General features: G+C 68.3%; 17 protein-coding genes and 1 pseudogene. 12 read left to right on the forward strand and 6 right to left on the reverse strand.

Annotated features, from left to right (window positions below):
- Positions 1–70: 70 nt before the first annotated feature.
- On the reverse strand, positions 71–601 hold the full coding sequence (locus E1165_RS17330) for a DUF4352 domain-containing protein (RefSeq protein WP_132392714.1): 531 nt from the start codon (positions 599–601) through the stop codon (positions 71–73).
- A 99-nt stretch (positions 602–700) separates the two neighbouring features.
- Here E1165_RS17330 and E1165_RS17335 point away from each other — a divergent pair, with 99 nt between their 5' ends.
- From E1165_RS17335 to E1165_RS17350, 4 genes are all read left to right on the forward strand, one after another.
- Positions 701–2,614, forward strand: a complete 1,914-nt coding sequence (locus E1165_RS17335; RefSeq protein ID WP_132392716.1) for an N-6 DNA methylase — start codon at positions 701–703, stop codon at positions 2,612–2,614.
- Between the two features lie 342 nt (positions 2,615–2,956).
- Complete coding sequence (locus E1165_RS17340) at positions 2,957–9,253, forward strand: protein kinase (RefSeq protein ID WP_132392718.1); 6,297 nt, start codon at positions 2,957–2,959, stop codon at positions 9,251–9,253.
- Between the two features lie 52 nt (positions 9,254–9,305).
- Positions 9,306–12,263, forward strand: coding sequence for a DEAD/DEAH box helicase (locus E1165_RS17345; RefSeq protein ID WP_132392720.1), 2,958 nt, complete (start codon positions 9,306–9,308; stop codon positions 12,261–12,263).
- Entirely contained in the window at positions 12,263–16,312 is a 4,050-nt protein-coding gene (locus tag E1165_RS17350; protein WP_132392722.1) for an Eco57I restriction-modification methylase domain-containing protein, read from the forward strand. The genes E1165_RS17345 and E1165_RS17350 overlap by 1 nt, the downstream gene beginning before the upstream one ends.
- A gap of 112 nt (positions 16,313–16,424) precedes the next feature.
- On the opposite strand, the gene E1165_RS17355 is transcribed toward E1165_RS17350, so the two are convergent.
- From E1165_RS17355 to E1165_RS17365, 3 genes and pseudogenes are all read right to left on the reverse strand, one after another.
- Entirely contained in the window at positions 16,425–17,207 is a 783-nt protein-coding gene (locus tag E1165_RS17355; protein ID WP_132392724.1) for a transposase family protein, read from the reverse strand.
- Between the two features lie 160 nt (positions 17,208–17,367).
- Positions 17,368–17,760: pseudogene (locus E1165_RS17360) on the reverse strand (transposase family protein); the annotation flags it as partial.
- A 144-nt stretch (positions 17,761–17,904) separates the two neighbouring features.
- Complete coding sequence (locus E1165_RS17365; RefSeq protein WP_132392726.1) at positions 17,905–18,801, reverse strand: hypothetical protein; 897 nt, start codon at positions 18,799–18,801, stop codon at positions 17,905–17,907.
- A gap of 756 nt (positions 18,802–19,557) precedes the next feature.
- On the opposite strand from E1165_RS17365, the gene E1165_RS17370 reads away from it, so the two are divergent.
- The 4 genes from E1165_RS17370 to E1165_RS17385 all read left to right on the forward strand — a co-directional run bounded on the left by E1165_RS17370 (position 19,558) and on the right by E1165_RS17385 (position 21,440).
- Complete coding sequence (locus E1165_RS17370; RefSeq protein WP_132392740.1) at positions 19,558–20,085, forward strand: DUF6244 family protein; 528 nt, start codon at positions 19,558–19,560, stop codon at positions 20,083–20,085.
- A 158-nt stretch (positions 20,086–20,243) separates the two neighbouring features.
- The gene (locus E1165_RS17375; protein WP_132392728.1) at positions 20,244–20,642 is read left to right on the forward strand and encodes a hypothetical protein; all 399 of its coding nucleotides are present in this window, start codon (positions 20,244–20,246) and stop codon (positions 20,640–20,642) included.
- Between the two features lie 10 nt (positions 20,643–20,652).
- On the forward strand, positions 20,653–21,105 hold the full coding sequence (locus E1165_RS17380; RefSeq protein WP_132392730.1) for a SitI3 family protein: 453 nt from the start codon (positions 20,653–20,655) through the stop codon (positions 21,103–21,105).
- Entirely contained in the window at positions 21,102–21,440 is a 339-nt protein-coding gene (locus E1165_RS17385) for a DUF4326 domain-containing protein (RefSeq protein ID WP_243704833.1), read from the forward strand. Before E1165_RS17380 ends, E1165_RS17385 begins: the two co-directional genes overlap by 4 nt.
- On the opposite strand, the gene E1165_RS17390 is transcribed toward E1165_RS17385, so the two are convergent.
- A complete protein-coding gene (locus tag E1165_RS17390; protein ID WP_132392742.1) occupies positions 21,430–22,320 on the reverse strand; it encodes a hypothetical protein in 891 nt (296 codons plus the stop codon). The genes E1165_RS17385 and E1165_RS17390 overlap by 11 nt on opposite strands.
- A 525-nt stretch (positions 22,321–22,845) precedes the next feature.
- On the opposite strand from E1165_RS17390, the gene E1165_RS29560 reads away from it, so the two are divergent.
- From E1165_RS29560 to E1165_RS17410, 3 genes are read left to right on the forward strand one after another with little or no spacing between them, the layout of a single operon-like run.
- The gene (locus E1165_RS29560; RefSeq protein ID WP_207916928.1) at positions 22,846–23,667 is read left to right on the forward strand and encodes a DeoR family transcriptional regulator; all 822 of its coding nucleotides are present in this window, start codon (positions 22,846–22,848) and stop codon (positions 23,665–23,667) included.
- Entirely contained in the window at positions 23,664–23,870 is a 207-nt protein-coding gene (locus tag E1165_RS17405; RefSeq protein ID WP_132392736.1) for a hypothetical protein, read from the forward strand. Before E1165_RS29560 ends, E1165_RS17405 begins: the two co-directional genes overlap by 4 nt.
- A 16-nt stretch (positions 23,871–23,886) precedes the next feature.
- Positions 23,887–24,567, forward strand: a complete 681-nt coding sequence (locus tag E1165_RS17410; protein WP_207916929.1) for a YdcF family protein — start codon at positions 23,887–23,889, stop codon at positions 24,565–24,567.
- A gap of 6 nt (positions 24,568–24,573) precedes the next feature.
- Here E1165_RS17410 and E1165_RS17415 read toward each other — a convergent pair whose 3' ends face one another.
- Entirely contained in the window at positions 24,574–25,800 is a 1,227-nt protein-coding gene (locus E1165_RS17415) for a helix-turn-helix domain-containing protein (protein ID WP_207916930.1), read from the reverse strand.
- A gap of 370 nt (positions 25,801–26,170) precedes the next feature.
- On the opposite strand from E1165_RS17415, the gene amcA reads away from it, so the two are divergent.
- Positions 26,171–26,335 carry a multiple cyclophane-containing RiPP AmcA gene (gene amcA, locus E1165_RS29045; protein WP_165945248.1) on the forward strand — a complete coding sequence of 55 codons (165 nt, stop codon included), beginning with the start codon at positions 26,171–26,173 and terminating at the stop codon, positions 26,333–26,335.
- Positions 26,336–26,594 lie beyond the last annotated feature (259 nt).

Here is a 26,594-nt window from a genome sequence, read left to right on the forward strand (position 1 = left end):
GTGCGAAGGGATCGGGAACAGGGGAAAGGGTGGGGCGGACGGGCCTGCCCGCCCCGTGTCGAGCGCTGGGTCAGGTGAGGGAAACCGTCACGCCGCCGGAGAACGCCGAGTCGTGCAGCTCGAGCTTGGTGAGCTTCACGTTCTTCGGGATGTCGAAGACGAACACGCCGGTGACCTGGTTGCCGGGGTTGATCTCCTCGAAGAAGGTGCTCTGCTCCTGGTTGGCGTAGAGGCCGGCCTCGGTGTCGGTCGAGTACTCGGTGCCGTCGGCGGTGTAGGCCTTCTGGCTGCTGCCGTCGAGGGTCTGCGGCTCCTTGCCGATGTTCTTGACGTTGATCGTGATCAGGCAGAACTGGCCCTGGGCCTTGTCGCCGAGCATCGAGGTGCCGACCTTCGCGACGCCGCACTTGGACGACTTGACGGTGAACTCGAACTTCCCGTCCCGGGCCGGCTGGCCGATCTGCGCGGTCTTCGGCTTGTCCTCGCCCTTACCGCTACCCGCGTCGGACTTGCTGCCGGTGCCCTCGTCGGTGCTGCCCGCGCCGCAGCCCAGGGCGACGAGGCCGGTGGCGATCAGAGCGAGGGTCGTGGTCTTGCGCATCGTTTTCCTCCTGCTGTGAGCGTGACGATGTTAATGGGAGCATCATCTGTGAATCGTGTCAACGGATGTGTCGCTTGACGCGTGTGACACACTACGGAGGTGCAGGAGACGCCGACAATCACGGCGGCGGAGATCGCCCGGCTCGCCGGGGTCGGTCGCGCCGCGGTCAGCAACTGGCGCAAGCGCTACGCCGACTTCCCCGCCCCGGTGGGCGGCACCCCGGCCAGCCCCGAGTTCGACCTGGCGCAGGTCGAGCAGTGGCTACGCGCCCAGGGCAAGCTCCCCGAACTCGCCACCGCCGACCGCCTCTGGCGGCACCTCGCCGCGGCCAGCGAATCCCCAGCCGCTGGCCTCGCCGCCGTCGGCGCCCTGCTGCTGGCCCGGCAACGAGGCCAACGCCCCCGCCGACCAGCCGATCCGCACTTGAAGCCGCTGCTACCCGACATCGACGCGCTCACCGACGAACTCGGCCCGCAGGGCGCCTTCGACGAACTGTGGCAACGCTTCTCCGCCCCCGGACCCGGCCGCCCGTTCGCCACCCCCGACGACCTCGCCGACCTCATGGTCGAGCTCGCCGGCGCCGCCGGTGGCTCCGTCCTCGACCCCGCTGCCGGCACCGGCGCCACCCTGCGGGCCGCCGTCCGCGCCGGCTGCACCTCCGCCTACGGACAGGAACTCGACGAGGCCCTCGCCCGGCTCGCCGGACTGTGGCTAGCCCTTCGGGAGGTACCCGGGGATCTCTGCACCGGCGACTCGCTGCGCGCCGAGGCGTTCGTCGGCCGCACCTTCGACGCCGTCGTCTGCCACCCACCGTTCGGCGCCACCAACTGGGGTGACGAGGAACTCGGCCACGATCCACGTTGGATCGTCGGCACCACCCCACGTACCGAACCGGAACTGGCCTGGGCCCAACACGCCCTGGCCCACCTGCGCATCGGTCGGCACGCCGTACTGCTGATGCCGCCCACCGTTGCCAGCCGCCGCGCCGGCCGCCGGATCCGCGCCGAGCTGCTACGCCGCGGCGCGCTGCGCGCGGTCATCGCGCTGCCGCCCCGGGCGGCAGCGCCGCACGGAGTACCGCTGCACCTGTGGGTGCTGCGGCGGCCCGCGCCCGATGCGCCGCCACCGGCGCGGACGCTGCTGATCGACGCCGCAGGCGGCGACCTGACCGAGACCGGTCCGCGGATCCTCGCCGTGTGGCGGGCCTTCACCGCCGCCGCTGACGCCGAGATCGATGAGGCCGGCTTCGCCCGTGCGGTCCCGGTGATCGAACTGCTCGATGAGGAGGTCGACCTCACCCCCGCCCGCCGGCAACCCGCCGTCGCGGGCGAGGCCACCGGAGAACATCTGGTACGCACCAGAGACCGGCTGGCCGCCATCGTCGGCGACCTGCCGGCGCTGATTCCGCAGGTCACGCTCGCCTCCGAGGGGCCAGACGGGGAGTTCCTGTCGGTGGGGGAGCTGGCCCGAGCAGGGGCACTGCAACTGATCGGCCCGATCCGCGCGGTGTCATCCGAGGGCGGCGAGCCGTCAGCGGGCGGGCCGCCGGTGCTGACTGTGCAGGACGTGCTGAGCGGCGAGGGTCCCTCTAGTCGGGACGACGGCCGGCTCGGCCAGGAGATCCGGTTGGCGGTCGGTGACGTGGTGGTGCCCATGATCGCCCCGCAGCTCACCGCCCGGGTGATCACGACCGAGGGGGCGCTGCTCGGACGGAACCTCTACCTGCTGCGGCCGAACCCGGCGGCGCTGTACTCGTGGTTCCTGGCTGGGCAGCTGCGAACATCGGCGAACGAGAAGCAGGCGTCGAGCCTGTCGGGGACGCTGCGGTTCGACATCCGGCGGGCGCAGGTGCGGCGGCTGCCATTGGATGAGCAGCGGGCGCACGGGGAGGCGTTCCGGCGGCTGGACACCTTTGAGTCGGCAATCCGACAGGCCACAGCGCTGGGCGCTCAGCTGGTCCAACTCGCTGTCGACGGCCTAGCTCGCGGTCTCGTGACGCCCGCGAACAGCTGACGACGTAGCGCCTTCTGTTGGGGCCTTTTGAGGCTGAACGATTGTCCTTTGTAGGGCAAAGTAGCTGGTCAATGCGGCTTTCGTTCTATACCTGGCATCGAGCCGTTCCGATCAGGATGGACACCACCTATCCTGCAAGACGCCTGCAGGTGGACAACCGTCCTGCGCCTCTTTGTCAAGTGGCCAACCTTTGGTTGATCGTTATCTCCAACTGGACGACCACAAGTTGCAGCTGACCGGCCATACTCCACAGACGGGATCGCGAAGAGCGTTCAGGAAGTGGGCACTGGTTGGGTCCGGTGCACAGGACTGTGTCGGCTGAGTGGGCAGCCGTACCTCCTGATGATCGACCTCTCGCGAGCGGGCAGCGAGCTAGGGGCGTTGAGGGTGACGGGGACAAACGACTGGGTGGCGGGCAGGTTCCGCCTGCAGAGTGCTATCGGCAAGGGCAACATGGGCGAGGTCCATCGCGCCGAGGACATGGCCGCGCCGGAAGGCTCCACTGACCGCATCGTCGCACTGAAGCTGATTCTCCGGAGTCGCTCCGGCGCTGTCATCGATACGTCCGCAGATAACAAGGCGCGGCAGCGGTTCGAGCGTGAGGTCCGCATCATGCGCAAGCTAGGGCATCCCAACCTGCCGCGCATCATTGCGGGAGCCGCGAGCGTCGATGAGTTGCCCTACATCGCGATGGAGCTCCTCGACGGGGAAACCCTGCGGGACCTGGTCTCCGAGCACCCGCAACTGCCCATCTCCTGGGTCGCTGCCGTGGGTGCGCAGATCGCTGACGGACTTTCCGCCGCGCACGCCGCAGACGTGGTGCACCGCGACCTCAAGCCGTCCAACGTGATGCTGCTGCGCACCGGTGCGGTCAAGGTCCTCGACTTCGGCATGGGGCGGATACTCGACGACACCGAAACCGGCAAGGTGACCAGCACGGGCGTCACCGTCGGAACCGCCCGCTACATGGCTCCCGAACAGTTCCTCGCCGCCACGGTTACGCAGGCGGCTGACCTGTACGCGCTGGGCTGTGTGCTGTTCGAACTGCTGACCGGCGTACCGCCCTTCCTGAGCGAGTCCTCGCACGAGCTGGGCCAGAAGCATCTCGAGGAACCCGTCCCGTCGATCCGACTGTTGCGGTCGGACGTTCCCAGCGACATGGCGAGGCTGATCGAGCGTCTGCTCGCCAAGGATCCTGCCGATCGTCCGGCTGACGCCGTAACCGTCCGCGAAGCCCTGCTCCCGTTCGCCAAGGGCGCCGACAAGGTGCCCGGCTGGGAGGCCTTTGACCCGGTCCGATACGTCCTGGCGGTCCGGGGAACGACCACCACCGCTCCGGCGGCGCATGCTTCGGCCGCTGAAGGTGCGCTCGCGGAGTCGGCTCGGGCGGGCATGGATGTCTTCGGGGTCCACGATCGGCTCATCAAGGACTACCGGGCATTCACCGAGGGCGGCACGATCATCCGGGACGACCGGATCGCGGCGTTCGTCGAGGACGACCTGGACGCCAAGACCCAGTGGCCCGACCCCTGGGTGTCGCTCAACCCGTTCTTCGCCTCGGGCGGAACAGTCCTCGAACTCGTCAGCGAGGGCGTGCTGCACCGGGAGTGCGCGCGGATCTTCCAGGCCAAGAAGACCGAGGGCGGCACCGTGTGCGACGGCCGGCCGCTCACGCTCCACCGGCACCAGCGCGAGGCGATCGCGAAGGCGCAGTCCGGGGCCTCGTACGTGCTGACGACCGGCACTGGCTCCGGCAAGTCGCTGTCGTACATCGTCCCGATCGCCGACAAGGTGTTGAAGGCGCGGGAGCAGGAGGGCCCCAAGCCGGCGAAGCGAGTCCGCGCGATCATCGTGTACCCGATGAACGCGCTGGCCAACAGCCAGCTCAAGGAGCTCGACAAGTACCTCCAGGACGGCTACGGACCCGGGCGCGAGCCGGTCACCTACGCCCGCTACACGGGCCAGGAGAGCGACGAGCGGCGCAAGGAGATCCGCGACAACCCGCCGGACATCCTGCTTACCAACTACGTGATGCTGGAGCTGATGCTCACCCGTCCGGACGACCGGCGCTCCCTGATCCGGATGGCGAAGGGCCTGGAGTTCCTCGTCTTCGACGAGCTGCACACCTACCGTGGCCGGCAGGGCGCCGATGTGGCGCTGCTGATCCGCCGTGTGCAGGAAGCCTGCCAAGCGGAGAACCTCCAGTGCGTCGGCACCTCCGCCACCATCTCCAGCGAAGGCACCCTCGACGACCAACGCGCCGTCGTCGCCCGAGTCGCCACCACGCTGTTCGGCACGGAGGTCGCGCCGGCGAACGTCATCGGCGAGACCCTGGTCCGCGCCACCGCGGAGCCTCCCGACACGGTGCCCGTCGAGCGACTGAGTGCGCCCGGGGCGCCTCGCGCCTACGCCGACCTGGTGAAAGACCCACTGGCGCGGTGGATCGAGACTCGCTTCGGGCTCGCGGTCGACTCCGCCGGAAACCTCGTCCGGCAAAAGCCTGCCAAGATCGAGGAGGCGGCGGTCGAACTGGCCGAGGCGAGCGGACTGACTGCGGCCGAGTGCGCCCAGGCGATCCGCCGCACCCTGAAGGCCGGATCGGAGGCCAAGCACCCGGTCACCGAGCGGCCACTGTTCGCCTTCCGGCTGCACCAGTTCCTCTCCAAAGGCGACACCGTCTACGTGACCCTGGAAGACGAACTGACCCGCCAACTCACTCGCGACTACCAGCTCGTGCTGCCTGGCACCGACGGGAAGATCCTGCTGCCGCTCGCCTTCTGCCGGGAGTGTGGCCAGGAGTACCTCACGGTGTGGCGGACCACCAGGAACGGCGACACCGTCTACGAGCCCCGCCGGGACACGATCGCGACCGGTGGTCGCGCCACGGACGGCTACCTCTACATCGACTCCGACCGGCCCTGGCCAGAGACCAGAGAGAAGGCCATCGAGGAGCGGCGCATCCCGGAATCCTGGCTGGAGTTCGACGACCACGGACAGGAGGCCGTCCGTACCTCCTATCGGGACCGGTTGCCGGTCGCCGTCACCGTGGACCCCTATGGGTACGAAGGGCGGGGCGGGCTGAAAGCCGCCTTCATCCCCTCGCCATTCCTCTTCTGCGCCCACTGCGGGGTCAGCTACGAGCAGACCCGAGGCAAGGACTTCGCCAAGCTCGCCACCCTCGACCAGGAGGGGCGGTCCTCGGCGACGTCCCTGATCTCGGCGTCCATCGTCCGCTCGCTGCTCAGCGCGCCGCCCGAAGCGTTGGACAAGAAGGCCCGCAAGCTGCTGACCTTCGTCGACAACCGCCAGGACGCCTCGCTCCAGGCCGGCCACTTCAACGATTTCGCGCAGATCACCCAACTGCGCGGCGCCCTCTACAAGGCCGCCGTCGACGCGGGCGAAGAGGGCATCACCCACGAAGAGCTCGCCGCGCGAGTGACGGACGCCCTCGGCCTGCAACTCGTCGACTACGCGCGGGGCGAAGATCTGCCGCCCTCGTTGGCGCGCAACGCCGCCAAAACCCTGCGGGACGTCGTCGCCTTCCGTCTCTACCTCGACCTCGAACGAGGCTGGCGGATCACCATGCCCAACCTCGAGCAGACCGGGCTGCTGGAGATCGACTATCAGGACCTCGACTGGCTCGCGGAGAACCAGGAGCGCTGGTCGAAGACCCATGATGCGCTGCGCGACGCCGAACCGGGCCAGCGCGCCGAGATCATGCGCGCGCTGCTGAACGAGATGCGCCGCGCCCTCGCCATCGACGTGCAGTACTTCCGGGACGAGTTCGACTCGCTCCAGCGGGCGAGCGAGGAGCGTCTGATCGACCCCTGGGTCCTGTCCGCCAGCGACGCACCCAAGGTTGGCACCGCGTACCCGCAGTCGTCGCGGCCCGGCCTGGACCGTTCCGGCCTGTTCCTCTCCGGCCGGGGCAAGTTCGGCAAGTACCTGCGCCGCATCCACTTCGGCACACAGCTCACCTTCGACGACGCCCAAACGGTCATCGCCGATCTGCTGGAGGTGCTGACAGGCGCCGGGTTGCTCACCAAGATCCAGGCCGCGCCGCAGCGGGCCGGACGGTTCCGAGGACCGGCAGGCCCCAGCATCACCGGTTACCGCGTCTCGGCTGCCTCGCTGGTATGGCGCGCCGGCTCCGGCGAAACCGGCAGCCACGACCCGCTCACCCGCACCTACGCCAGCGGCGACGGGCCTCGGGTCAACACGTTCTTCCGGGACCTCTACCGCAGCACCGCCGGCACCCTCGCCGGCCTCGCCGCCCGCGAGCACACCGCTCAGGTCGATCCGATGGAGCGCGAGAAGCGCGAGGACGCGTTCCGCAAGGCGGAGCTGAAGCTGCTCTACTGCTCGCCCACCATGGAGCTCGGTGTCGACATCTCCGAACTCAACGCCGTCATGATGCGCAACGTGCCGCCGACGCCCGCCAACTACGCCCAGCGCAGCGGTCGGGCCGGCCGGTCCGGTCAGCCGGCCCTCGTCACCACCTACTGCGCCACCGGCAACAGCCACGACCAGTACTACTTCCGTCGCTCCGCCCGTATGGTCGCCGGCGCCGTCGCGCCGCCTCGCCTGGACCTCGCCAACGAGGACCTCGTGCGGTCCCACGTACAGGCGATCTGGCTGGCCGAGGCGGGGATCAAGCTGGGACGCGCCATCCCGGAGACCATCGACATCAGCTACCCGGAGGACTCGCGCCTGCCGAATCCCGCCCTGGCGCTGCACGACCACATCACCGCCGCGCTGCACGACACCCACTCGCAGGACCGAGCCGCAGCCGCCGCCCGCAGAGTCTTCGGCGGCCTCCTGACCGATTACGCCCAATCGAGCTGGTGGGACGACCAGTGGATCGAAGACACGGTCCGAACCACACCGGAGCGGTTCGACCGGGCCTTCGACCGGTGGCGGGACCTGTTCAAGGCCGCACTGGTCGACCAGGCCGAGCAGAACCGCCGGGTTCTCGACCACACCCTGTCAGAGCGCGACCGCAAAATCGCTGTGGGCCGCCGCAAGGAGGCCGAGACCCAGCTCAACCTCCTCAAGAACGAGAGCGCCGACAGCAGGTCCGTCCTCTCGGACTTCAACCCGTACCGTTACCTCGCTAGCGAGGGCTTCCTGCCGGGCTACTCGTTCCCCCGACTGCCCCTCGCCGCGTACGTTCCCACCACGGGGCGCAGATTGGGCGAGGGCGACTACCTGCAGCGTCCCCGCTTCCTCGCCATCCGGGAGTTCGGCCCTGGTGCGCTGATCTACCACGAGGGAGCGCGCTATCAGGTCACCCGCATCCAGCTGCCGCCGGACGCGGCCGGTGATGTCGTGACGAGCGAGGCACGGCGGTGTGCCCAGTGCGGCTACCACCACGACATCAAGGAGAACGCAGACCGCTGCCAGATGTGCGGCGAAACCCTGGGGGAGAGGACCAGCGGTCTCCTGCACCTGCGCACCGTCTACACCAAGCGCCGGGAACGCATCTCCTCCGACGAGGAGGAGCGCCGTCGGGCGGGCTTCCGGCTGGTCACCTCGTACCGGTTCCACGACCACGGCGCCCGCCCCGGCCGCCGCGACGCCATCGTCTCCGACGCTGCCGGCGAGCTGGCCACGCTCTCCTACGGCGACTCGGCCACCGTCCGCATCACCAACATCGGACGCGTCCGGTCCAAGCCGGACGAGCCGGACGGCTTCTGGCTCGACCCGGCGGACGGGCGCTGGATGAACGAGCGCGACGCCGGCGCAGCCTCCGGCGACTCCAGCGAGATGCCGGTCATCGACGCGGACGGCAACGAGAAACGCAGGAAGAAGCGGGTCATCCCGTACGTGGAGGACCGGCGCAACATCCTGGTCCTCAAGCTCGACGAGCCGCTCGACGAGGACGTCGCGCTCTCCCTGATGTACGCCTTGGAGCGCGGCATCGAGGCGGCCTTCGAACTGGAGGACTCGGAGCTGACCGCCGAGCTCCTGCCGCCGAACGAGGGACCGCGCGAGCGGATGCTGTTCACCGAGGCGGCCGAGGGCGGCGCCGGCGTCCTGCGGCTGATGCAGTCGGAGTCGAAGGCCCTGGCGCGGGCCGCCGCCGACGCGCTGTCCATCTGCCACTTCGAGCCCGAAGGCACCGACAAGGGCGGCCCCGACCCCAGCCGTCCCTGCGCGCGGGGCTGCTACGAGTGCCTGCTCACCTACGGCAACCAACTCAACCACCGCTCCATCAACCGCCACCTGGTGCGTGACCTGCTGCTGCGCTTCGCCGCCGCCCAGGCCGTACCCACCGGCCAGGGTGAGTCGCGCACCGAGCAGCTCCAGCGCCTGACCGCGCAGTCGGACACCGCGTTGGAGGCCAAGCTCATCACCTGGCTCAAGCAGCGCGGCCTGCGCCTGCCCGACGAGGCGCAGACCTTCGTGACCGAAGCCCTGGCCCGGCCCGACTTCGTCTACCGGCTGCCCGGCGCGAACGTCGCGGTCTTCGTCGACGGGCCGGTCCACGACCACGCCGCCGTCGCCGAACGGGACACCGAGGCGCAGGAACGGCTCTACGACCGGGGCTGGGACGTCGTCCGGTTCCCCCACGACGGCGACTGGTCCGCCATCACCGCGAAACACGCCAACTACTTCGGAACCAGCACCAGCGGCTGATCCGCACCGCCCCCTCACCCACAACAGAACACGACGCGCAAGGACCCCCCTCATGACCACCCCCTTCAGCGCCGGATCCCTCGTCACCGCCCGTGGCCGTGACTGGGTCGTGCTGCCGGAAAGCGCCCCCGACATGCTCGTCCTCCGTCCGCTCGGCGGCGCGGACGACGACATCGCCGCCGTCTTCCCGAGCTTCGAAACCGTCAAGAGCGCCGAGTTCGCGCCCCCGTCGCCGTCCGACCTCGGCGACGCGTACGCGGCCGGGCTGCTCCGGTCCGCCCTGCGGATCGGCTTCCGGTCCGGCGCCGGCCCCTTCCGGTCCCTCGCCGGGATCGCGGTCGAACCGCGGGCGTACCAACTCGTGCCGCTGATGATGGCGCTGCGCCAGAAGACCGTCCGGATGCTGATCTCCGACGACGTCGGCATCGGCAAGACCGTCGAGTCTGGACTGATCGCCAGTGAACTCCTCGCCCAAGGCGACGCCAAGGGACTGGCCGTGCTCTGCTCACCGGCGCTCGCCCAGCAGTGGCAGGAGGAGCTGCGCACCAAGTTCGGCATCGACGCCGAGCTGGTGCTCGCGTCCACCGTCTCCCGGCTGGAACGCGGCCTCGACCTCGGCCAGTCCCTGTTCGACAAGCACCCCCACGTCATCGTCTCCACCGACTTCATCAAGTCCACCCGGCACCGGGACGACTTCGTGCGGCACTGCCCGGACCTGGTCATCGTCGACGAGGCGCACACCTGCGTCGCAGCCGACGACAACAGCTCCACCCAGAACCAGCTCCGCTACGAGCTGCTCCAGCGCGTCGCCGCCGACACCGACCGGCACCTGCTGCTGGTCACCGCCACCCCGCACAGCGGCAAGGAAGGTGCCTTCCGCAATCTGCTGGGCCTGCTCAAGCCGGAACTCGCCACCGTCGACCTCGGCTCCGAGGCGGGCCGCCGGCTGCTCGCCCAGTACTTCGTGCATCGCAAGCGCGCCGACGTCCGGCAGTACCTGACCAGGGAAGACGGGCTCGCCGACAACTCGCTCGCCGAGCAGACCTCGTTCCCCTCGGACCGGCACTTCAAGGACGAGACCTACAAGCTCTCCCCGGCCTACCGGGCCCTGCTCGACGACGCCATCGCGTACGCCAGCGCCCGGGTGAGCGCGGCGGACAGGAAGGGTCGGCGGGAGGCCCGCATCGCCTGGTGGTCCGCGATCGCCCTGCTGCGTTCCCTGGTCTCCTCGCCGCGCGCCGCCGCGCAGACCCTGCGCACCCGCTCGGCGACCGCGGCGGCTGGCAGCGCGGAGGAGGCCGACCGCCTCGGCACCCCGCTGACCAGCGACTTCTCCGACATCGACGCGCTGGAAGGCCTCGACGTCGCGCCGGGCGCCGAGATCGGCGATGCTGTGGACGACGCCGGGGCGCGGCTGACCGAGCTGGCCGACCAGGCGCAGAGGCTGGAGGGGCCTACCGAGGACAAGAAGCTCGCCGCGCTGATCACCCACCTGAAGGCCCTGCTCAAGGACGGCTACCACCCGATCGTCTTCTGCCGCTACATCCCCACCGCCGAATACATCGCCGAGCACCTGGAGGGCACGCTCGGCAAGAAGACGGTGATCCGGGCCGTGACCGGCACCCTCTCGCCGCAGCAGCGCCTGCAGCGCACCGAGGAACTCGCGGAGGCGGCGGGCGACGATCCGGCCGCCCGGCGGGTGTTGATCGCGACCGACTGCCTCTCCGAGGGCGTGAACCTCCAGCATCACTTCGACGCGGTCGTCCACTACGACCTGGCGTGGAACCCGACCCGGCACGACCAGCGCGAGGGCCGCGTCGACCGGTACGGGCAGAAGCGCAACATCGTCCGGGTCATCACCCTGTACGGCAGCGACAACGGCATCGACGGCAAGGTGCTCGAGGTGCTCATCAAGAAGCACCGCCAGATCCGCAAGGACCTCGGCATCTCCGTCTCCGTGCCGGACGCCGCCTCCACCGGCGTGACCGACGCGATCGTCGAATGGGTGCTGCTCCGGGGACAACAGGTCGAGCGGGGCGAGCAGGGCAGCCTCTTCGACGCCGCGGAGTATCAGGCGATCGACAAGAAGGCCGCCGCCCTGGCGGCGGACTGGCAGTCGGCCGCGGAGCGGGAGAAGACATCCCGGTCCCGGTTCGCCCAGCACGCCATCCGCCCCGACGAGGTCGCCCAGGAGGTCCTGGCGATCCGCGACACCCTCGGCGGCGCCGGTGAGGTCCGCGGCTTCGTACGCCAGGCCCTGCGCGCGCTCGACGGCGTCGTACGGAACGACCCGGGCGGGGCGGATGACTTTACCGCCGAACTCGGCGGCACGCCGGCCGGCCTGCGCGACGCGCTCGCGCCCGTCCTCGGCGGCGACGCCGTCGAGCTGGGCCGGCCCGTGCCGTTCCGCACCACCGCGGCCGTGGCGCGCGGGGAGGTCGCCCTCGTCCGCACCGACCCGGCGGTGGTGGCGCTGGCCGGGTACGTGCTCAACGCCGCCCTCGACGACCAGGCCCCCGGCCCCCGGCCAGCCCGCCGCTGCGGTGTCATCCGCACCCGCGCCGTCGACGGCCGCACCACCCTGCTCGTGGTCCGCTACCGCTTCCATCTCACCCTGCCGTCGCGGACCGGCACCCGGCAACTCGTCGCCGAGGACGTCCGGCTGCTCGCCTTCCAGGGTTCGCCCGCGTCCGCCGCATGGCTGCCTACCGAACGCGCCCTCGGCCTGCTCGACGCGACCGCCGACGAGAACACCGACCGTACCTTCGCCGAGAACACCATGCGCCGCCTGCTGGACGGCCTGCCCGCGAGCACCGACCACCTCGAGGCGTACGGCGAAGACCTCGCCGCCGAACTACTCGCCTCGCACCGCCGGGTCCGCAGCGCCTCCGGCGAGATCATCCGCGGCCTGACCGTCACCGCTCAGAAACCCGCCGACGTGCTCGGCGCCTACGTCTACCTGCCGGCATCCGCCGTTTCCACCCCCACCGTCGCCGGAGGCACCGCCTGATGTCCGCCACCGCCCGTAACCAGGTCTTTTCCGCCGTCCACACCATCGGCGGCCTGATCCCGGCCGACATGCTGGTCCGGATCTCCGAAGGCAGGGACGTCTCCGGCTCGAAGCCCGCCGACTACCGGGTGGTCGGCGCCCGGTCGGTGCGCGACGACACCGAGCGGCACTGGGACTTCCTCAAGTCCATCTGGAAGGAGCTACGCACCAAGCTCCCTGTCACCCCGGACGCCGAGACGCCGGCCGACCCGACCGGCGTCGCGGTCAGCCAGTGGCTGCTGCCGCTGTTCAACGAACTCGGCTTCGGCCACCTGCCGGTCGTCGGCGCCTCGGGCATCGCCTCCGACGATGGAGGCAAGACGTTCGCGATCAGCCACCGCTGGAACCACGTACCGATCCACCTGATCGCGTGGAACGCGGCGCTGGACAAGCGGCCGGCCGGCGCGGGCGGCGTGCCGCCGCAGTCGCTGGTGCAGGAGCTGCTGAACCGCTCCGAGGCCCACCTCTGGGGGGTGCTCACCAACGGCCGCCAGCTGCGGCTGCTGCGCGACTCCAGCGCGCTCGCCACCGCCGCGTACGTCGAGTTCGACCTGGAGGCGATCTTCGACGGCGAGCTGTTCAGCGAGTTCGTGCTGCTGTACCGCCTGCTGCACGTCTCCCGCTTCGAGGTGGGGGAGGGGGCCGCCCCGTCGACCTGCTGGCTGGAGAAGTGGCGCACCGAGGCGATCGCCGCCGGCACCCGCGCGCTCGACCAGCTCCGCAAGGGCGTCCAGGACGCGATCACCGCGCTCGGCACCGGCTTCCTGCGCCACCCCGACAACGGCGCGCTGCGGGAGAACGTCGACCCGCAGGCCCTGCACAACGCCCTGCTGCGCCTGGTCTACCGGCTGCTCTTCCTCTTCGTCGCCGAGGACCGCGACGCGCTGCACCACCCCGACGCCGACGAGCAGGCCCGGGACCGGTACGCCGCCTACTTCTCGTCCGCCCGGCTGCGGGCCCACGCGCACCGCCGCCGGGGCACCACGCACAGCGACCTCTACCAGGCGCTGCGAATCGTCCTGGACGCGCTCGGCAACGAGAGCGGCCGCCCGGAACTGGGCCTGCCCGGCCTCGGCGGACTGTTCGACCACGACCCGGTCGCGGACAAGCCGCTGGACGGCCTGTCACTGTCCAACGAGTACCTGCTGACGGCCGTCCGGCACCTGTCGCAGGTGCGGGACCCCGGCACCCGCCGGTGGCGGTCGGTCGACTACCGCAACCTGGACGCGGAGGAGCTGGGCTCGATCTACGAGTCCCTGCTGGAGCTGGTGCCGAAGCACAGCGCCGTGGACCGTACCTTCGAGCTGGTCGAACTCGCCGGCAACACCCGCAAGACCACCGGCTCCTACTACACCCCGTCCTCACTGATCGAGTGCCTGCTCGACTCGGCGCTCGACCCGGTCATCGACGACGCGGTCAAGCGCGCCGAGCAGGCCGGCACCGCCGCCGGGCAGCCCGACCCGAGCGACGCCATCGTCGACGAGCTGCTGTCGCTCACCGTCTGCGACCCGGCCTGCGGCTCCGGCCACTTCCTGGTTGCCGCAGCCCGCCGGATCGCCAAGCGGGTCGCCGCGGTCCGCGAACGCAACCCCGAGCCGACCGTCGACGCCGTACGCCACGCCCTGCACGAGGTGGTCGCCCGCTGCATCTACGGCGTTGACATCAACCCGATGGCCGTTGAACTGGCGAAGGTGTCGCTCTGGATGGAGGCCCTGGAACCGGGCAAGCCGCTGAGCTTTCTCGACGCCCACGTGAAGTGCGGCAACGCCCTGATCGGGGCCACGCCCGCACTGCTCAAGCAAGGCATCCCCGACGCGGCGTTCAAGCCCATCGAGGGCGACGACAAGATGTACGCCAAGGGCCTGGAGAAGCAGAACGCCCAGCAACGGGCGAACCAGGGCAGCCTCTTCGACCTGGATGCCGAGGCGAGGGTCGCCAACACCCTGTTCGCCCAGGGCCTGCGCCGTATCACGGCGGCCCCCGCCGACAACCTCGGCGATGTTCGCAGCCAGGCGTCCGCTTACCAGAGCTGGAAGACCTCCGCCGACTACGCCCGCGCCCTGCACGTGGCGGACGCTTGGTGCGCCGCGTTCATGTGGAGGAAGACGCCGGACGCCCCACCCGCCGTCACCCACGGCGCATTCCGTGCACTGGCGGACCCCGACGCCGCAGCCGCACCGCAGGCGACCCACGACGAGATTATCCGTTTGCGCGACCAGTGCCAGTTCTTCCACTGGCACCTGGAATTTCCCGAGGTCTTCGAGGTCCCCGAGTATGGCGCGGGCGTGGACCCGGCGACGGGATGGGCAGGCGGCTTCGACTGCGTCCTAGGGAATCCACCATGGGAGCGTATTCGAATCAAGGACCAGGAGTTCTTCGCACAATGGGATGAGGCGATCGCGAATGCGAAGACTGCTGCCGCTCGCAAGAGGCTGATCGCTGAGCTGAAGGACGACGAGAGCCGACGTCCGCTTTATGCTGCTTTCGAGGCGGCCAAGCGGAAGGCGGAAGGCGAGAGCCACTTCCTGCGCAACGGCGGCCGTTACCCGCTCACTGGCCGAGGGGACATCAACACCTACGCGATCTTCTCCGAAACCGATCGGATGCTGGCCGGGCCGCGGGGCCGAATGGGCGTAATCGTGCCGACGGGCATTGCGACGGACGCCACTACGCAATTCTTCTTCAAGGACCTCGTGGCCAACGGCTCGATTACGGCGCTCTACGACTTCGAAAACGCGGCGCCGCTATTTCCGGGCGTGCATCGCTCATTCAAATTCAGCATCCTCTCCCTCGCGGGCCGCGCGCTGCGCGAACCGGCTGCCAAGTTCGCCTTCTTCCTCCACGATCCGGCCGAACTGGGCGACGCTGGCAAGTCGTTCGCCCTCACTCCCGACGAGATCAACCTCCTCAACCCCAACACCGGCACCTGCCCCGTCTTCCGCTCCCGCCGCGACGCGGAGATCGCCCTGTCGCTCTATAGCAAGTTCCCAATACTTTGGGATAAACGGTCACGGCTTGGAAACACGTGGGAACTAGACCACATGCAGATGTTCGACATGACTCACGATTCGGACAAGTTTGTTGCCGCTGAAGATGGATCAACTTTTCCAGCTAAGTCGCTGTATGAGGGAAAGATGGTCCATCTTTACGATCACCGGTGGTCTGGCTTCTCTTCTTCGTCGTGGCGGGAGTTGGCGAGCTACGATAAGAGACTTCCTAGCCCGGTTTCCGGGCGCTTTGTTGTCAGGATTGAAGACATCAAAGAGCGGCTCGCCGATCGATGGCAACGCGATTGGCTGCTTGGCTGGCGTTCGATCACGAATGCCACGAACGAGCGGACCTTAATCCCCGCAGTCATTCCGCTTGTGGCCGTCGGTAATACGCTACCGCTAGCCTTACCTCGAGCGAGCAGCGGCTCACCAGCTTGCTTTGTTGCCGCCCTGTCATCGTGGGTCGTTGATTTTGTTGCTAGACAAAGCGTTGCTGGTACTCATGTGAACACATTTATTTTGCATCAGATACCAGTTCCGACGCCCCGGCAGCTCGCGCCGCATGAGCACTTCATTATCCCTCGGGTGCTGGAACTTACCTATACCGCACACGACATCAGAGGCTTCGCTTCTGACCTCGGCGACAACCAGGCACCTTTTAGGTGGGACGAGGAGCGGCGCGCGGTCATGCGCGCAGAGTTGGATGCCCTATTCTTCCATCTTTTCGAAGTCTTGCGTGATGACGTCGACTACATCATGGAGACGTTTCCAATCGTCAAGCGCAAGGACGAGGCCAAGTACGGCCAGTACCGGACCAAGGAGCTGCTCCTCGCTGAGTACGATCGGATGGCCGCCGCCGGTGTTAGCCTGACCAACCCGTTGGTGGACGGAGAGAGCTACACGTCGACCCTCACCCCGCCGCCCGGGCACGGTCCCCGTCACCCGGTGGCCCGTGCCATCCCACGGCAGCGAGCGGGAGACTCTGATGCTGAGGGAGCAAGCGAAGTTCGATCTGGTTAGACGGCATCAATGCGAGGGCACCCAGGGATGGCTTCCCTGGGTGCCTGGGTGCTTCTCGTCCCGCCCTTAAAGTGGTGCCGGCGCTGACGGATAGCTTGGCACTGAGCGCTTTTCATCGTGGGTTTTGGCTGGTCGGGCCGTGATGTAGGGCAAGGATGGCCTTGATGATCGCGGTGGCCCTTCGGGGGCAGCAGCGGAGCTTGGTCAGGATCTTCCAGCCCTTGAGGGTGGCGACGGCACGCTCGCCGACGGCGCGGATCTTGGCGTGGTGCCGGTTGACGGTCTTCTGCCGGCGGGACAGTCGTGGCCGGTGACGGCGGCGCTTGAAGGGCGTGGCGATGCTGCCGCCGGCGCCTTGGTAGGCCTTGTCGGCGAAGGTCATCACGTTGGCGCAGCTCAGAGCGTCGATCAGGCCGTGCGTGCGGGCGGCGGTCAGGTCGTGCGCGGCACCGGGCAGGGCGGGCGAGGCCCAGACGAGACGTCCCTTGCAGTCCGCGATGACTTGTACGTTGACTCCGTGGTGCTTGTGTTTCCCGGAGTAGTACGGCCTCTGGTCCGCGACCCGGTCGATGGGGATCAGGGTGCCGTCGAGGATCGCGTAGGCGAGGCGGGCGATGCGCCGCATGGCCGCGTTCAGGTCATCGGCATGCGCGGCGAGCAGGTCGATGGCTTCCCGGACGTAGCGCCAGGCGGTCGTGACGCTGACCGCGAAGCCGCAGGCAAGACGGGAGATGGGGTCACCGTTGCGGAGATGGGCCAGGGTGAGTAGGGCCTGCCGGCCGGCGTCGAGGCGTCGCCACCGGCCCTGGCGGCGGGTGCGTTCGGCGCGGATGAGGTCGGCCAGGTGGTTCAGGGTACGGCTGGACAGCGCGACCGCGGACGGGTAAGACAGCACAGCGAGGCTCCCGGTTGGGGCATCGGGTTTTGGTCGACTGCTGTCTTACCGGGAGCCTCCTCCTATGTCGACCGACCCTTTCCCGCACCCACTGTGACCAGGCCCATCACGATGAAAAAACCTCACTGCTTGCGACCTCGCCGCGAGCAGGGGGTGCAGGAGAGTACCGATAGTTCTTGCTCCGGGCGGCCAGGCGGTGATCACGGGTCGGGACCAGAGTCCCGTCGACGATCGCGATCTGCTCGACCGGCCGCTTACGCACCGGCGCCAGCGCGAGGAGCGGGCCGAGGGTGTCGATGACCCGATGCGCCGCAGAGTGCGACACCCCGAATAGCGGGACGATCTGCCACATCGTCAAGTTCGTGCGCCAGTACGCGGCCACCAGCAGCACCCGATCCGGTATGTCCAGGGCCCACTGTCCGCCCGGCCGGCCATCAGCGATGCCCTCACCGCCACGCTCGGCGACCAGCCGGACCAGCTTACGGAACTGGGCGGGCTGCAGCCCGGTGAACGGAAAGATCCACTCCGGGCGGGCTGCCGTGATCACCTGCACCCAGGCATCCTGCCCTGCCCTCCTCAACAGACAGACGCCAGGGTTACGAGACATCCCATAGAAAGTGCTTTTTGTTGTCTACCTCATGACGAAGGCCTATGGGTCGAGTGGTCGATTGCGGTGCACCCGGATCGCTTCTCGCGGTCAGGCGGCCGGCCTTCGGTGTGGCCGGTCCCTTATGAGGGTGGCCAGGTGGGCTCCGGTTGCGGTGAGGTCGATGGGTGTGCCGGCGAGCTGGTTTGCCAGCTCATCGATGCGGTATCGCAATAGTCGCTGGTATCGAGCGGCGTAGACGGCGACATGGGTGACGCGGTGGCCGTCGTGATGGGCGAGCAGCGCGTACGTCATGATCTGACGGATCAGGTCGTCAAGGTAGCGATCTTCATCGAGTCGGCCGCTCTTCACTTCCAGCAGGGTGGTGTCGAGGAGGAAGTCGGCGTGACGGTGTCCGTCGAGCAGGGACAGGTGTGCGGTCGCAGGCCCGTAGGACTGGAGAGCGCTGTGGAAGCCACTGGAGTAGCTGGACCAGACGGTGCGGAACGCACGCCTCGTGTGGTACGTCTCGTCTGGACGGCTGTTGAGGAGCCTCGGGTATTGCCGCAGGAGACGACGTGCGACATCTCCCGCGTCGGAGTGGCGAGCGCCGAGGTCGTTGAGCAGGCTATGGACGGAAGCGAGCCGGCTGGCGGCGGTGAAGATGTGCGCCGGGTGCAGCGCTGAGTCGGTACGGCGCCAGGAGTCGTATGCCGTGGCGGCGCCAGCCGTGGGCTGGTAGCCCGCCATGCTGAGCAGCCGGGTCGCGGGGCCGTGGTCGAGGCAGCGGAGCAGGCGAAGGTACGGGCCCTGATCGCACAAGATCAGGCCGATGGCGAGTTCCACGACATGGCCGAAGAACGACTTGTTCGGCGGGTCGATCAGCAGGACTGGACAGCGGCGAAGGTCCGCCGCAATTTTGGCGCGCAGGACATGCTGGTGCGGGAAGGCCTTGGCCAGCCAGGCGCCGACGGGATCCTGCAATGCGCCATGGGATCCGGCGCTCATGGTGGTACTCCTCTCGCGGCGGGCGCGAAGCTGCCCGCGGGTGCGGCAGCGTGGGGCCCGACAGGTATGGGAACGCGCGAGACAAGCGGTCCGCCCAGATAGACCAAACGTTTTCAGCAATCAGACGGGTGGTGCCGCAAGCGGGGTCTTCAGCCCTAGGCATTCACGCCGCGATGTGGGCTCCGCGAGAGGAAGCGGCAAGCAAGGGGGAGACGGACGGACCGACGTCCCGACTCCTGCACCGTACGACGGACGCGAACAAAGCGCAAGGACCTCTTTGCCAACCGCTTTCAGTAGCCTGGCCGGCCGAAGAGCGCTGGTGCTCCGCTGGTGTACGGTCATCCACGACATGGAATTCGGGTGCTCGCCGGGTGCTCGCGCGCCGTCGACAGACGGGCATCCGGTGGCACGCGACGGCCTACGAGCTACGGACTGACAGGGAAATCCTGGACTGCCGGCGCCGTACGGGACCGATGAATACAGCATTGACCGGCCTCTTAATCCGCGGGTTCGGGGTTCGAGTCCCTGGCGGCGCACCAACGAGCAAGGCCCTGACCTGGTGGTTCTCTGCCGGTTGGGGCCTTTTTCGCGTACGCCGGTGGTGGGTGGTGGCTCGGTGGGTGCTCGGGAGCCGTTGGACCAGGCCGGCGTCGGCGGGATCGCTTACTGCTCCGCGACGTCTGGTGACGTCGGTGCCGTGCCGGTAGGTTCGACCTCCTGAGGGGCTCTCGTCGCCAGGTGGAGGAATCCGGCAGCGTGTCGCACGTCGAGAAGATCACTACGGAGCTGCGTACGCTGGCCGCCGGGGTCGACCGCGCGCAGGGCCTGGCTGCCGCTGCTGACAAGCAGGCGCAGGAGATCGCGCTGCGGGCTGCGGGTGCCGGATTCGCTGCGGTCGCTGCCGGTGTGGCGCGGGTTCGCGGGGCCATCACCACCATCCGGGGTGGACTGGGTGGTCTCGCCGGGGCTATCGGTGATGCCGCGAAGGTGGCCGCTGGTGTCCGGGAGCAGGCCAGTCCGGGGGAGACGATCACCGGGCTGACTCCGCTGCAGAGTGCGGTCGACGGCATCCGCGACCAGACGGCCGCCACGATCACGCACGTCGGTGAGGCGCAGCAGCTTGTCGTGGGGGTTTTGCGGGGTGGGCAGCCAGGGCCGCTGCTCCAAGCGCTGGAGAGCGTCAAACAGGTGCTTGTCATGCTGGTCCAGCGCACCGCTACCACCCGTCAGGCCATTGAGGCGGCGATCGCTGAGGCACGACAGCTGGGGTCCTCGGGAAACTGAGCGGGGCTGGCGGTGCCGTACCGACCAGCCCTGCCTCGGTTCCCACACCGTCCGGCGGCACGGGTGTGACGACGCCGTGGACGCGCAAGCCCACCGGAGAGCGCGGCGGCTCGCCTACCGGTCGACGTACCCGGATTCCTCCGAAGGAGGACGAACGCGTGCGGCGCTCCCTGGAACTGGAGAACGAATGTGCCGATACCGTCGCCGGCGAGGGATACCTACTCCACCAGAACCCGACCAGGCAGGAGGTCGCGGAAGCCCGGCTCGGTACCGGTGATTCCGGTAAGCCGGGCAAGGATCCCGACTACCTGGTCGAGGGACATGTCTTCGACTGCTACTCCCCGACGCCAGCGAAGAGCGTGCGAGGCGTGTGGAGTGGGGTTGCCGACAAGATCGCCAGTGAGCAGACCCAACGGGTGGTGGTGAACCTTCACGACTGGCGTGGCGATCTCGCGGCGTTGCAGAAGCAGTTCGACGACTGGCCGATCGCAGGGTTGAAGGAACTGGTGGCGGTGACGCGCCGCGGGGCGATAATCCAGATCCTGCGACGAGACTGAAGGGCTATCCATGGCGACTGAGTACCGCTTGACGCTGGCAGGCGACATTCCTCTCGATGTGCTGGCCGGCGTCGTCGCCCCGGGCGGTGTCGAGGAGTCGGCGGTAGATGGCAGGCCCCGGGCGTTGAGTGCGGACCTCAGCGATCGGTGTGGTTACACGCTGAGCATCTACGCCGGTTCCCACGGCTACTTCGAGGCCGAGGATGGTGACGGCTCGGTGTGGGAGTGGGAACCGGAGCGGTACGTCAACATCGGCTTCCGGCTGGGTAAGGGCGAATCCTCCGACCGGGCGACGCGGGAGATGCTGGCGTCTGTGGCCCGGGTGCTGGGCGAGCGGCCGGAGGACGCCGCGCTGATCCTCGACGCCGACTGGCTGCTGCTGACCCGCTTCTCGGGAACGCTGCGCAGGCACGCGCCGAGTTGGTGGGGTGTGCACGGTGGGGAAGATCTCGTCGGCCGGTGAGTGGTTCGGAACCGGTCGTTGGCGATTTCGCTGCTGGCGAGGGGAGACGTCGGCGGGTTCGCGTGCAGGGGGACCTCTATCACCCGGTGGTGCCGCCCGGTGCTGTGTATGTGGGGCGGCAGGGGTTCGGGTTGCGGCGTTCTCCCTGGGCCAATCCGTTCAGCCTGCGAAAGCATGATCGGGCGGAGGCGTTACGCCTCTATCGGCAGTGGCTTGTGGGGCAGCCGGCCCTTGTCGACCGGGCGCGGCGGGAACTGACGGGGAAGCAGCTGGCGTGCTGGTGCCGCGTCGAGGATGCGTGCCATGCCGACGTGCTGGCCGAGATCATCGGTTGAGGTGCAGCCGGTATCGCGCGGCGGGCTGTCTCGGTGCGTAGACACCGCCGATGCTAAAGGACTGCGGTCTGGCCGCTTGGTTACCTACGTAGAACGCGACGTCGCGGTCGGCGGCGCAGAGCTGGGTGAGGAACTTGTGTCTCAACTGCTCCGCAGCCTCCGCGTCGGTGAGCTTGCTCAGACGACGTTGTAGAGCGACGAACTCCCAGTCCCAGAGTGTCTGCTGGTGACCGCGGCAATGACGGTCTGCGCACCGATATCGGTAGGCGCCGGTGAATCGTGGTGCTTGAAGCGGGCTGCGCTCGGTCGTTTCCAGTAGGTCGAGCTGGTTGAAGTAGCGAGTGATCTTCTTGCGATCCTCCGCCGACCAGCCGGGATGTCGCTTGACTTGGAGAGCCGAGATGTCGGTAACGCGAACCAGCCCGATCGACCGCGCGCTCGGGTCTTCGCGGGTCTGTTTGTTGAGCCGGCACATGGAGTCTTCAACGAGTGGATCAAGGAGGTTCCGACGCGACTGCCGACTGGCGATGTGCCGCTCGGTGGTGATGGTGTCCACGATCGGCTTCCAGCTCTCGCGCCGCTGGTCCTGACTGGCTGGCAGTGCCTCGACGTGGATGATGTCGTACTTGTGGAACTTGCCGTCGTCGTCGAGGTCTCGATAGTGGACCGGGTAGAGGCGGATCCAACCCGTCCAGGGCGGGTCCATGCCAAGTGCCCCGACGCAGACTGTCTCCCCGTATCGCGCGGAGGGGTTGGGTGCCGCCTTCACTGTGATCAGGAGGCGGAGGGTCGCTGGTCGTGTCAGGACTGGCTTCGGTCTCGGACCTTCGTCGGTGCTCGGTCCCCACAACGGAAGCTGTTCCAACGGAACCACCCACATCGCTAAATGCAGCTGCCCGGGCACATTTAGTTACATAGACAGTCTCACATCTGAGTGGATCGGGCGCTAGTCGGTAGGGGTGAGGGTCAGCCTCTCAGCCGAAGGCCGGCGCGGAGAGCTCGCTTGGCTTTGTCACTTCTAGTAACCGCTGTCTCGGTGCAAGGCACGTCATCGCCGAGTCGGAAAGCGCGTGTCAGGCGTTTCTGGAGATCGGTGCCGCGATGCAGTGCTATCCGTGGAGATCAACTTTTGGTGGCCCGGCTTGACCGCTTCGCTTCTTCTGTCCTCAGCTCTTCGGCTGATTCACTGAACAGTGATCTCCAAAATCGGCCCCAAAACCACGGTTTGGGTATATGGGCGCTCTCGCGGCCCGCCGACGCCTTGCCCAACGGCCTGCGCCGAACGCGGTCTCCGGTCACGGTGGTCCCGATTCCCGATCTTGCGGTCGGAGTATTCACCACTCTCTGTTACGGCCGTAGGAAAACAGGATGTCGGACTGCCGGTGCGCGGAGGGATCATCGAAAGATGGGTGACCAGGGTGCCACGCGGCGGTTGTCCCTGCGGCGGTGGCGGATCCTGTCGTACCTGGCACAGCACGGTTCCGCGTCGACGCTGGACGTGGCACTTGTCTGTGCGGTGTCGCGGCTGACGGCTCACCGGGACCTGGTGTGGCTGCACGAGGCGGGACTGGTGTGCCGCGAGCGCTCGGCGGAGGACCGGACCCATACCTGGTGGTATGGGGTCACGGCTGAGGGGACAGAGGTGCTGCGGCGAGCCCTGACGGCGTCGGGGCGGCCGGTTCCGCTGCGGTTGGGCCAGCGGTCCTCCGGCGCGGCGGATGCTCTGCTGTTCCTGCCGTTGGTCGAGGTGTCGCGGCGCAACCCGGGGCGGTGCGAGCTGTTCCAGTGGCTGGCGACCATGGAGACCTCGGCGCGGTTGCGCCAGCACGACCTGGCGCAGCTGCGCGCGGACGGCTACGGCGTCTGGCTGGAGGACGGGCGATGCCTGCGGTTCCTGGTCCATGTCGATCATGGCCCGGCCGGTGACGTTGTAGCCGAGCACGAGCGGCCGGTTTCAGGGCTGGGTGGATTGTGGGCCGGCTACCGGCGTGCGGACCGGCTGGTGCCGGTCGGGGCGGTTCTTCTTGTCGCCCAGGACGCCGAGCGGGAGGAACGACTGCGGGCCGACCTGCTCCGCGAGCCGCTGCGGAACGCGGTCGCCACGACTACGCAGCAGTTGTTGTATCGCCACTGGCCGGATGAGCAGGTATGGCAGGTGCCGGGCGAGAATGGCAGGTGTCGCCTCGCCGCATCCTGCTGCCCCGCTACCCCTACGCTGGCGGCATGAGGGAACCCAGCGCGGACCGGACCTACGCCACGCCTGACGACCTTCCGCTGTCGGCTGTGCTACCTGAACTACTGCGGAGCGTGCGTGAGGGGCAGGTCGTCTATCTGAGTGAGCGGGACGAGCCGGTGGCCGCCGTCGTTCCTCTGGAGGTGGCGAGGGCAGGGCTGGCGGCCCTGGGCAGGTCCGACGAGGGTGCCCGGTGACGGCCCTGCCCGGTAGGTGCTGATGAACCGGCATGCAGCGGCACCGGCCGAGGCGATTCCTGACGCCATCCGGGCGGACGTGGAGACGTTGTGGCGCTACCACGACATGCACCACGAGTTGCGTCCGTGCGACGTGGGGATCGGGTTGGGTAGTCATGACCTCGGCGTGGCTGTCATCGCGACCCGCTTGTTTCACGAGGGCCTGTTCCCATGGATCGTGTTCACTGGCGCGAACGCCCCGACGACCGTCGAACGGTTCCCACGGGGTGAAGCGGTGCATTATCGCGAGTACGCCATCGAGCAGGGCGTACCTGCGGAAGCGATTCTCGTGGAACCGCGTGCGACGAACACCGCCCAGAACCTGGAGTACTCGCGCAAGCTCCTCACTGAACGGCAGATCCCGGTGCAGTCGGTTCTGATCATGTCGCGGCCCTACCAGCAGCGTCGGGCCTATGCCACATGCAGGCTGATGTGGCCGGAGGTCGACGTGGTGTGCGCGTCGAACCCTCTCGAACTGGACGACTACGTGCGCAGCATCGGCGACCTGCGGCGGGTGGTGGACATGCTGGTGGGCGACACTCAGCGGATTGAGGTGTACGCCGAGCGCGGCTTCGCAGTCCCGCAGGAGGTGCCCGGCGACGTGCGAGCTGCCTTCGAGCGCCTGGTGGCGGCCGGCTACACGAGCCGGCTGATCTGAGCACAGCTACCACCGTGGGCCTCCCGACCGGACGCCCATCCGGTCACTGAGCTCGACGGCCAGTCGGGGTGGCCGGGGCCGGGTGAGGATGTCCCGGACGAGATCGCGGGAGAGCCGGTGGTAGCGCACCTGATCCGGGCCGATGACCTCGGCGTCCAGGAGCGCGGCGAGCGCGTCGTCGATGCGGTTCCACCGGGCGAGGGCTCGGGCGGTTTCGATGGCGTGCCTGACCTGCCGCTCGACGGGCAGGGCACCGGTGTCGAGCGGAACGCCGATGGCGATGGCGCGTTGCACGTCACCCAGTTCCATCGCCACGGTCGTCTTGTGGATCGACACGTTGGTCGGCCCGAACGCGGTCCACACGTGGTTGCCATCGTTGCCGAGCCGCTGCGCGGCGGCATCGGCCTCGGCGATGTGGGTGTCCGCGGAGGAGCGGTCGTCGTCCCGGGCGGCGGCCAGCGCGCAGACGAGGTGCAGGCTGCCGTAGACCGACAACAGTTGCGGCGTTGGCTTGGCGAGCTGTGGTTCGAGGAACTGCGCCGCAGTGGCGGCGAGCCCGCGGGCTTGGGCGTATTCGCCGATGGATGCCAGCGAATGTGCGGCACAGCGGCTGAGTGAGCCGATGACGACATGGTCGTGGCTGGAGTTGGCGGCGGCCAGACCTCGACTGGCGGCGGTCCAGGCGAGGTCGCCTTCGCCGAGCTTGGTGAGGAACAACGCGGCGAGTTGGTGGGCGTAGGCGGTCATCGCGTGCGCGCGCTCGCGGTCGTCCCCGTCGTACGCCTCGGTGGCGGTGAGGCAGTCATGGATCAGGTAGGGGAGCCGGCGGGCGAGGGTGCCGTAGCGCGAGTGCTGGTAGGCGGTCCAGATCTCGGCGACATCGTTCTCGATCTCACGCAGGGCGGGAGCCTCGACGATGGCCGTGCTGGCCAGCGTGGGTGCGAGGTGCCGGTAGTCGTGAAGCGCGGCGCGTAAGGCGGGGATGGTCTCGCGACCTGAGTCGTCGGACCACTCGAACAGGCTCGGTGCGCCGATCAGGTCCCCGAGGGATACGTCGAGGGCTTTGGCGATCGCGCGAATGACCGACAGTCGGTCCAGGTCAGCCCGGTTCGTCTCGACCTTGCGTAACCACTCCGGTGTCTTGCCGACCAGACCGGCCAGCACATCTTGGGTGAGGCCTCGCCTGCGCCGGTAGAACGCGACGCGCTGGCCGATCGTCATGTCGTCTGTCATCCCTCGCACACCGTCTACCTTGCCCTTCGATGACCGCCGAACCCGGTACGGATTTCCCGGTCTTCCTTACCGCTCGCCCTTACGTTCAGTTCACCCCCGATCACCGGCAAATGTCGATGCCGATGTCGGGGATGGCTGAGAGGGAGCTGCAGGTGGAGGGATCGATGACGGGCACACTACGGCGCGGCATTGGCCGCCAAGTCGGTCCGTCCAGGAGCGAACTGTCTCGGTGTCTTCCCCACCTGGGTACCGCCATGAGGGCTGCGTGGGTGGGTGATCGGCGGGCTGCTCCCAGCTGCCGTGATGTGGCGGTGGGCTCGCCTTTCCCCCGGCGAGCCCACCGCTCATCGTCTCGGATGGCGGTGGCGGCATGACGGTGTACGTCTCGCGTAACGCGATGGCCGGTCAGTGCCGGCGCCCCGAGCCCGCGTCGACGTCCTCGCAGGGGCAGGTACGGCCCGCTGATTCGCCACTGTTCACCTACGTGTGGCGTCGGTTGTTCGAGCAGCAGGCCCGCGAGGGCGGTCGCCGGTGACCGGGCAGCAGCGCCGTCTCGCGGCGAACCGGCTCGCGCCAGCCGAGGCGGAACATCTGCCGATGCGCCCGCTGTGGCTGTGCCGCCGATGCGGGCAGCCGTGGCCCTGCGGCGCAGCGAAGCTAGCGCTCCTAAGGCGTGTTTCAGAAGTCGTGGTGGCCGGTGAAGGTTACGGCGTGGCGGTGATCGATAACTGAAGAGGTCTCCGGTATCTGGTTCTGCGACCAAGCAAGAACTTCATACCGGAGACCTCGTGGCC

The sequence above is a fragment of the Micromonospora sp. KC723 genome (assembly GCF_004348595.1).
GTDB lineage: Bacteria > Actinomycetota > Actinomycetes > Mycobacteriales > Micromonosporaceae > Micromonospora.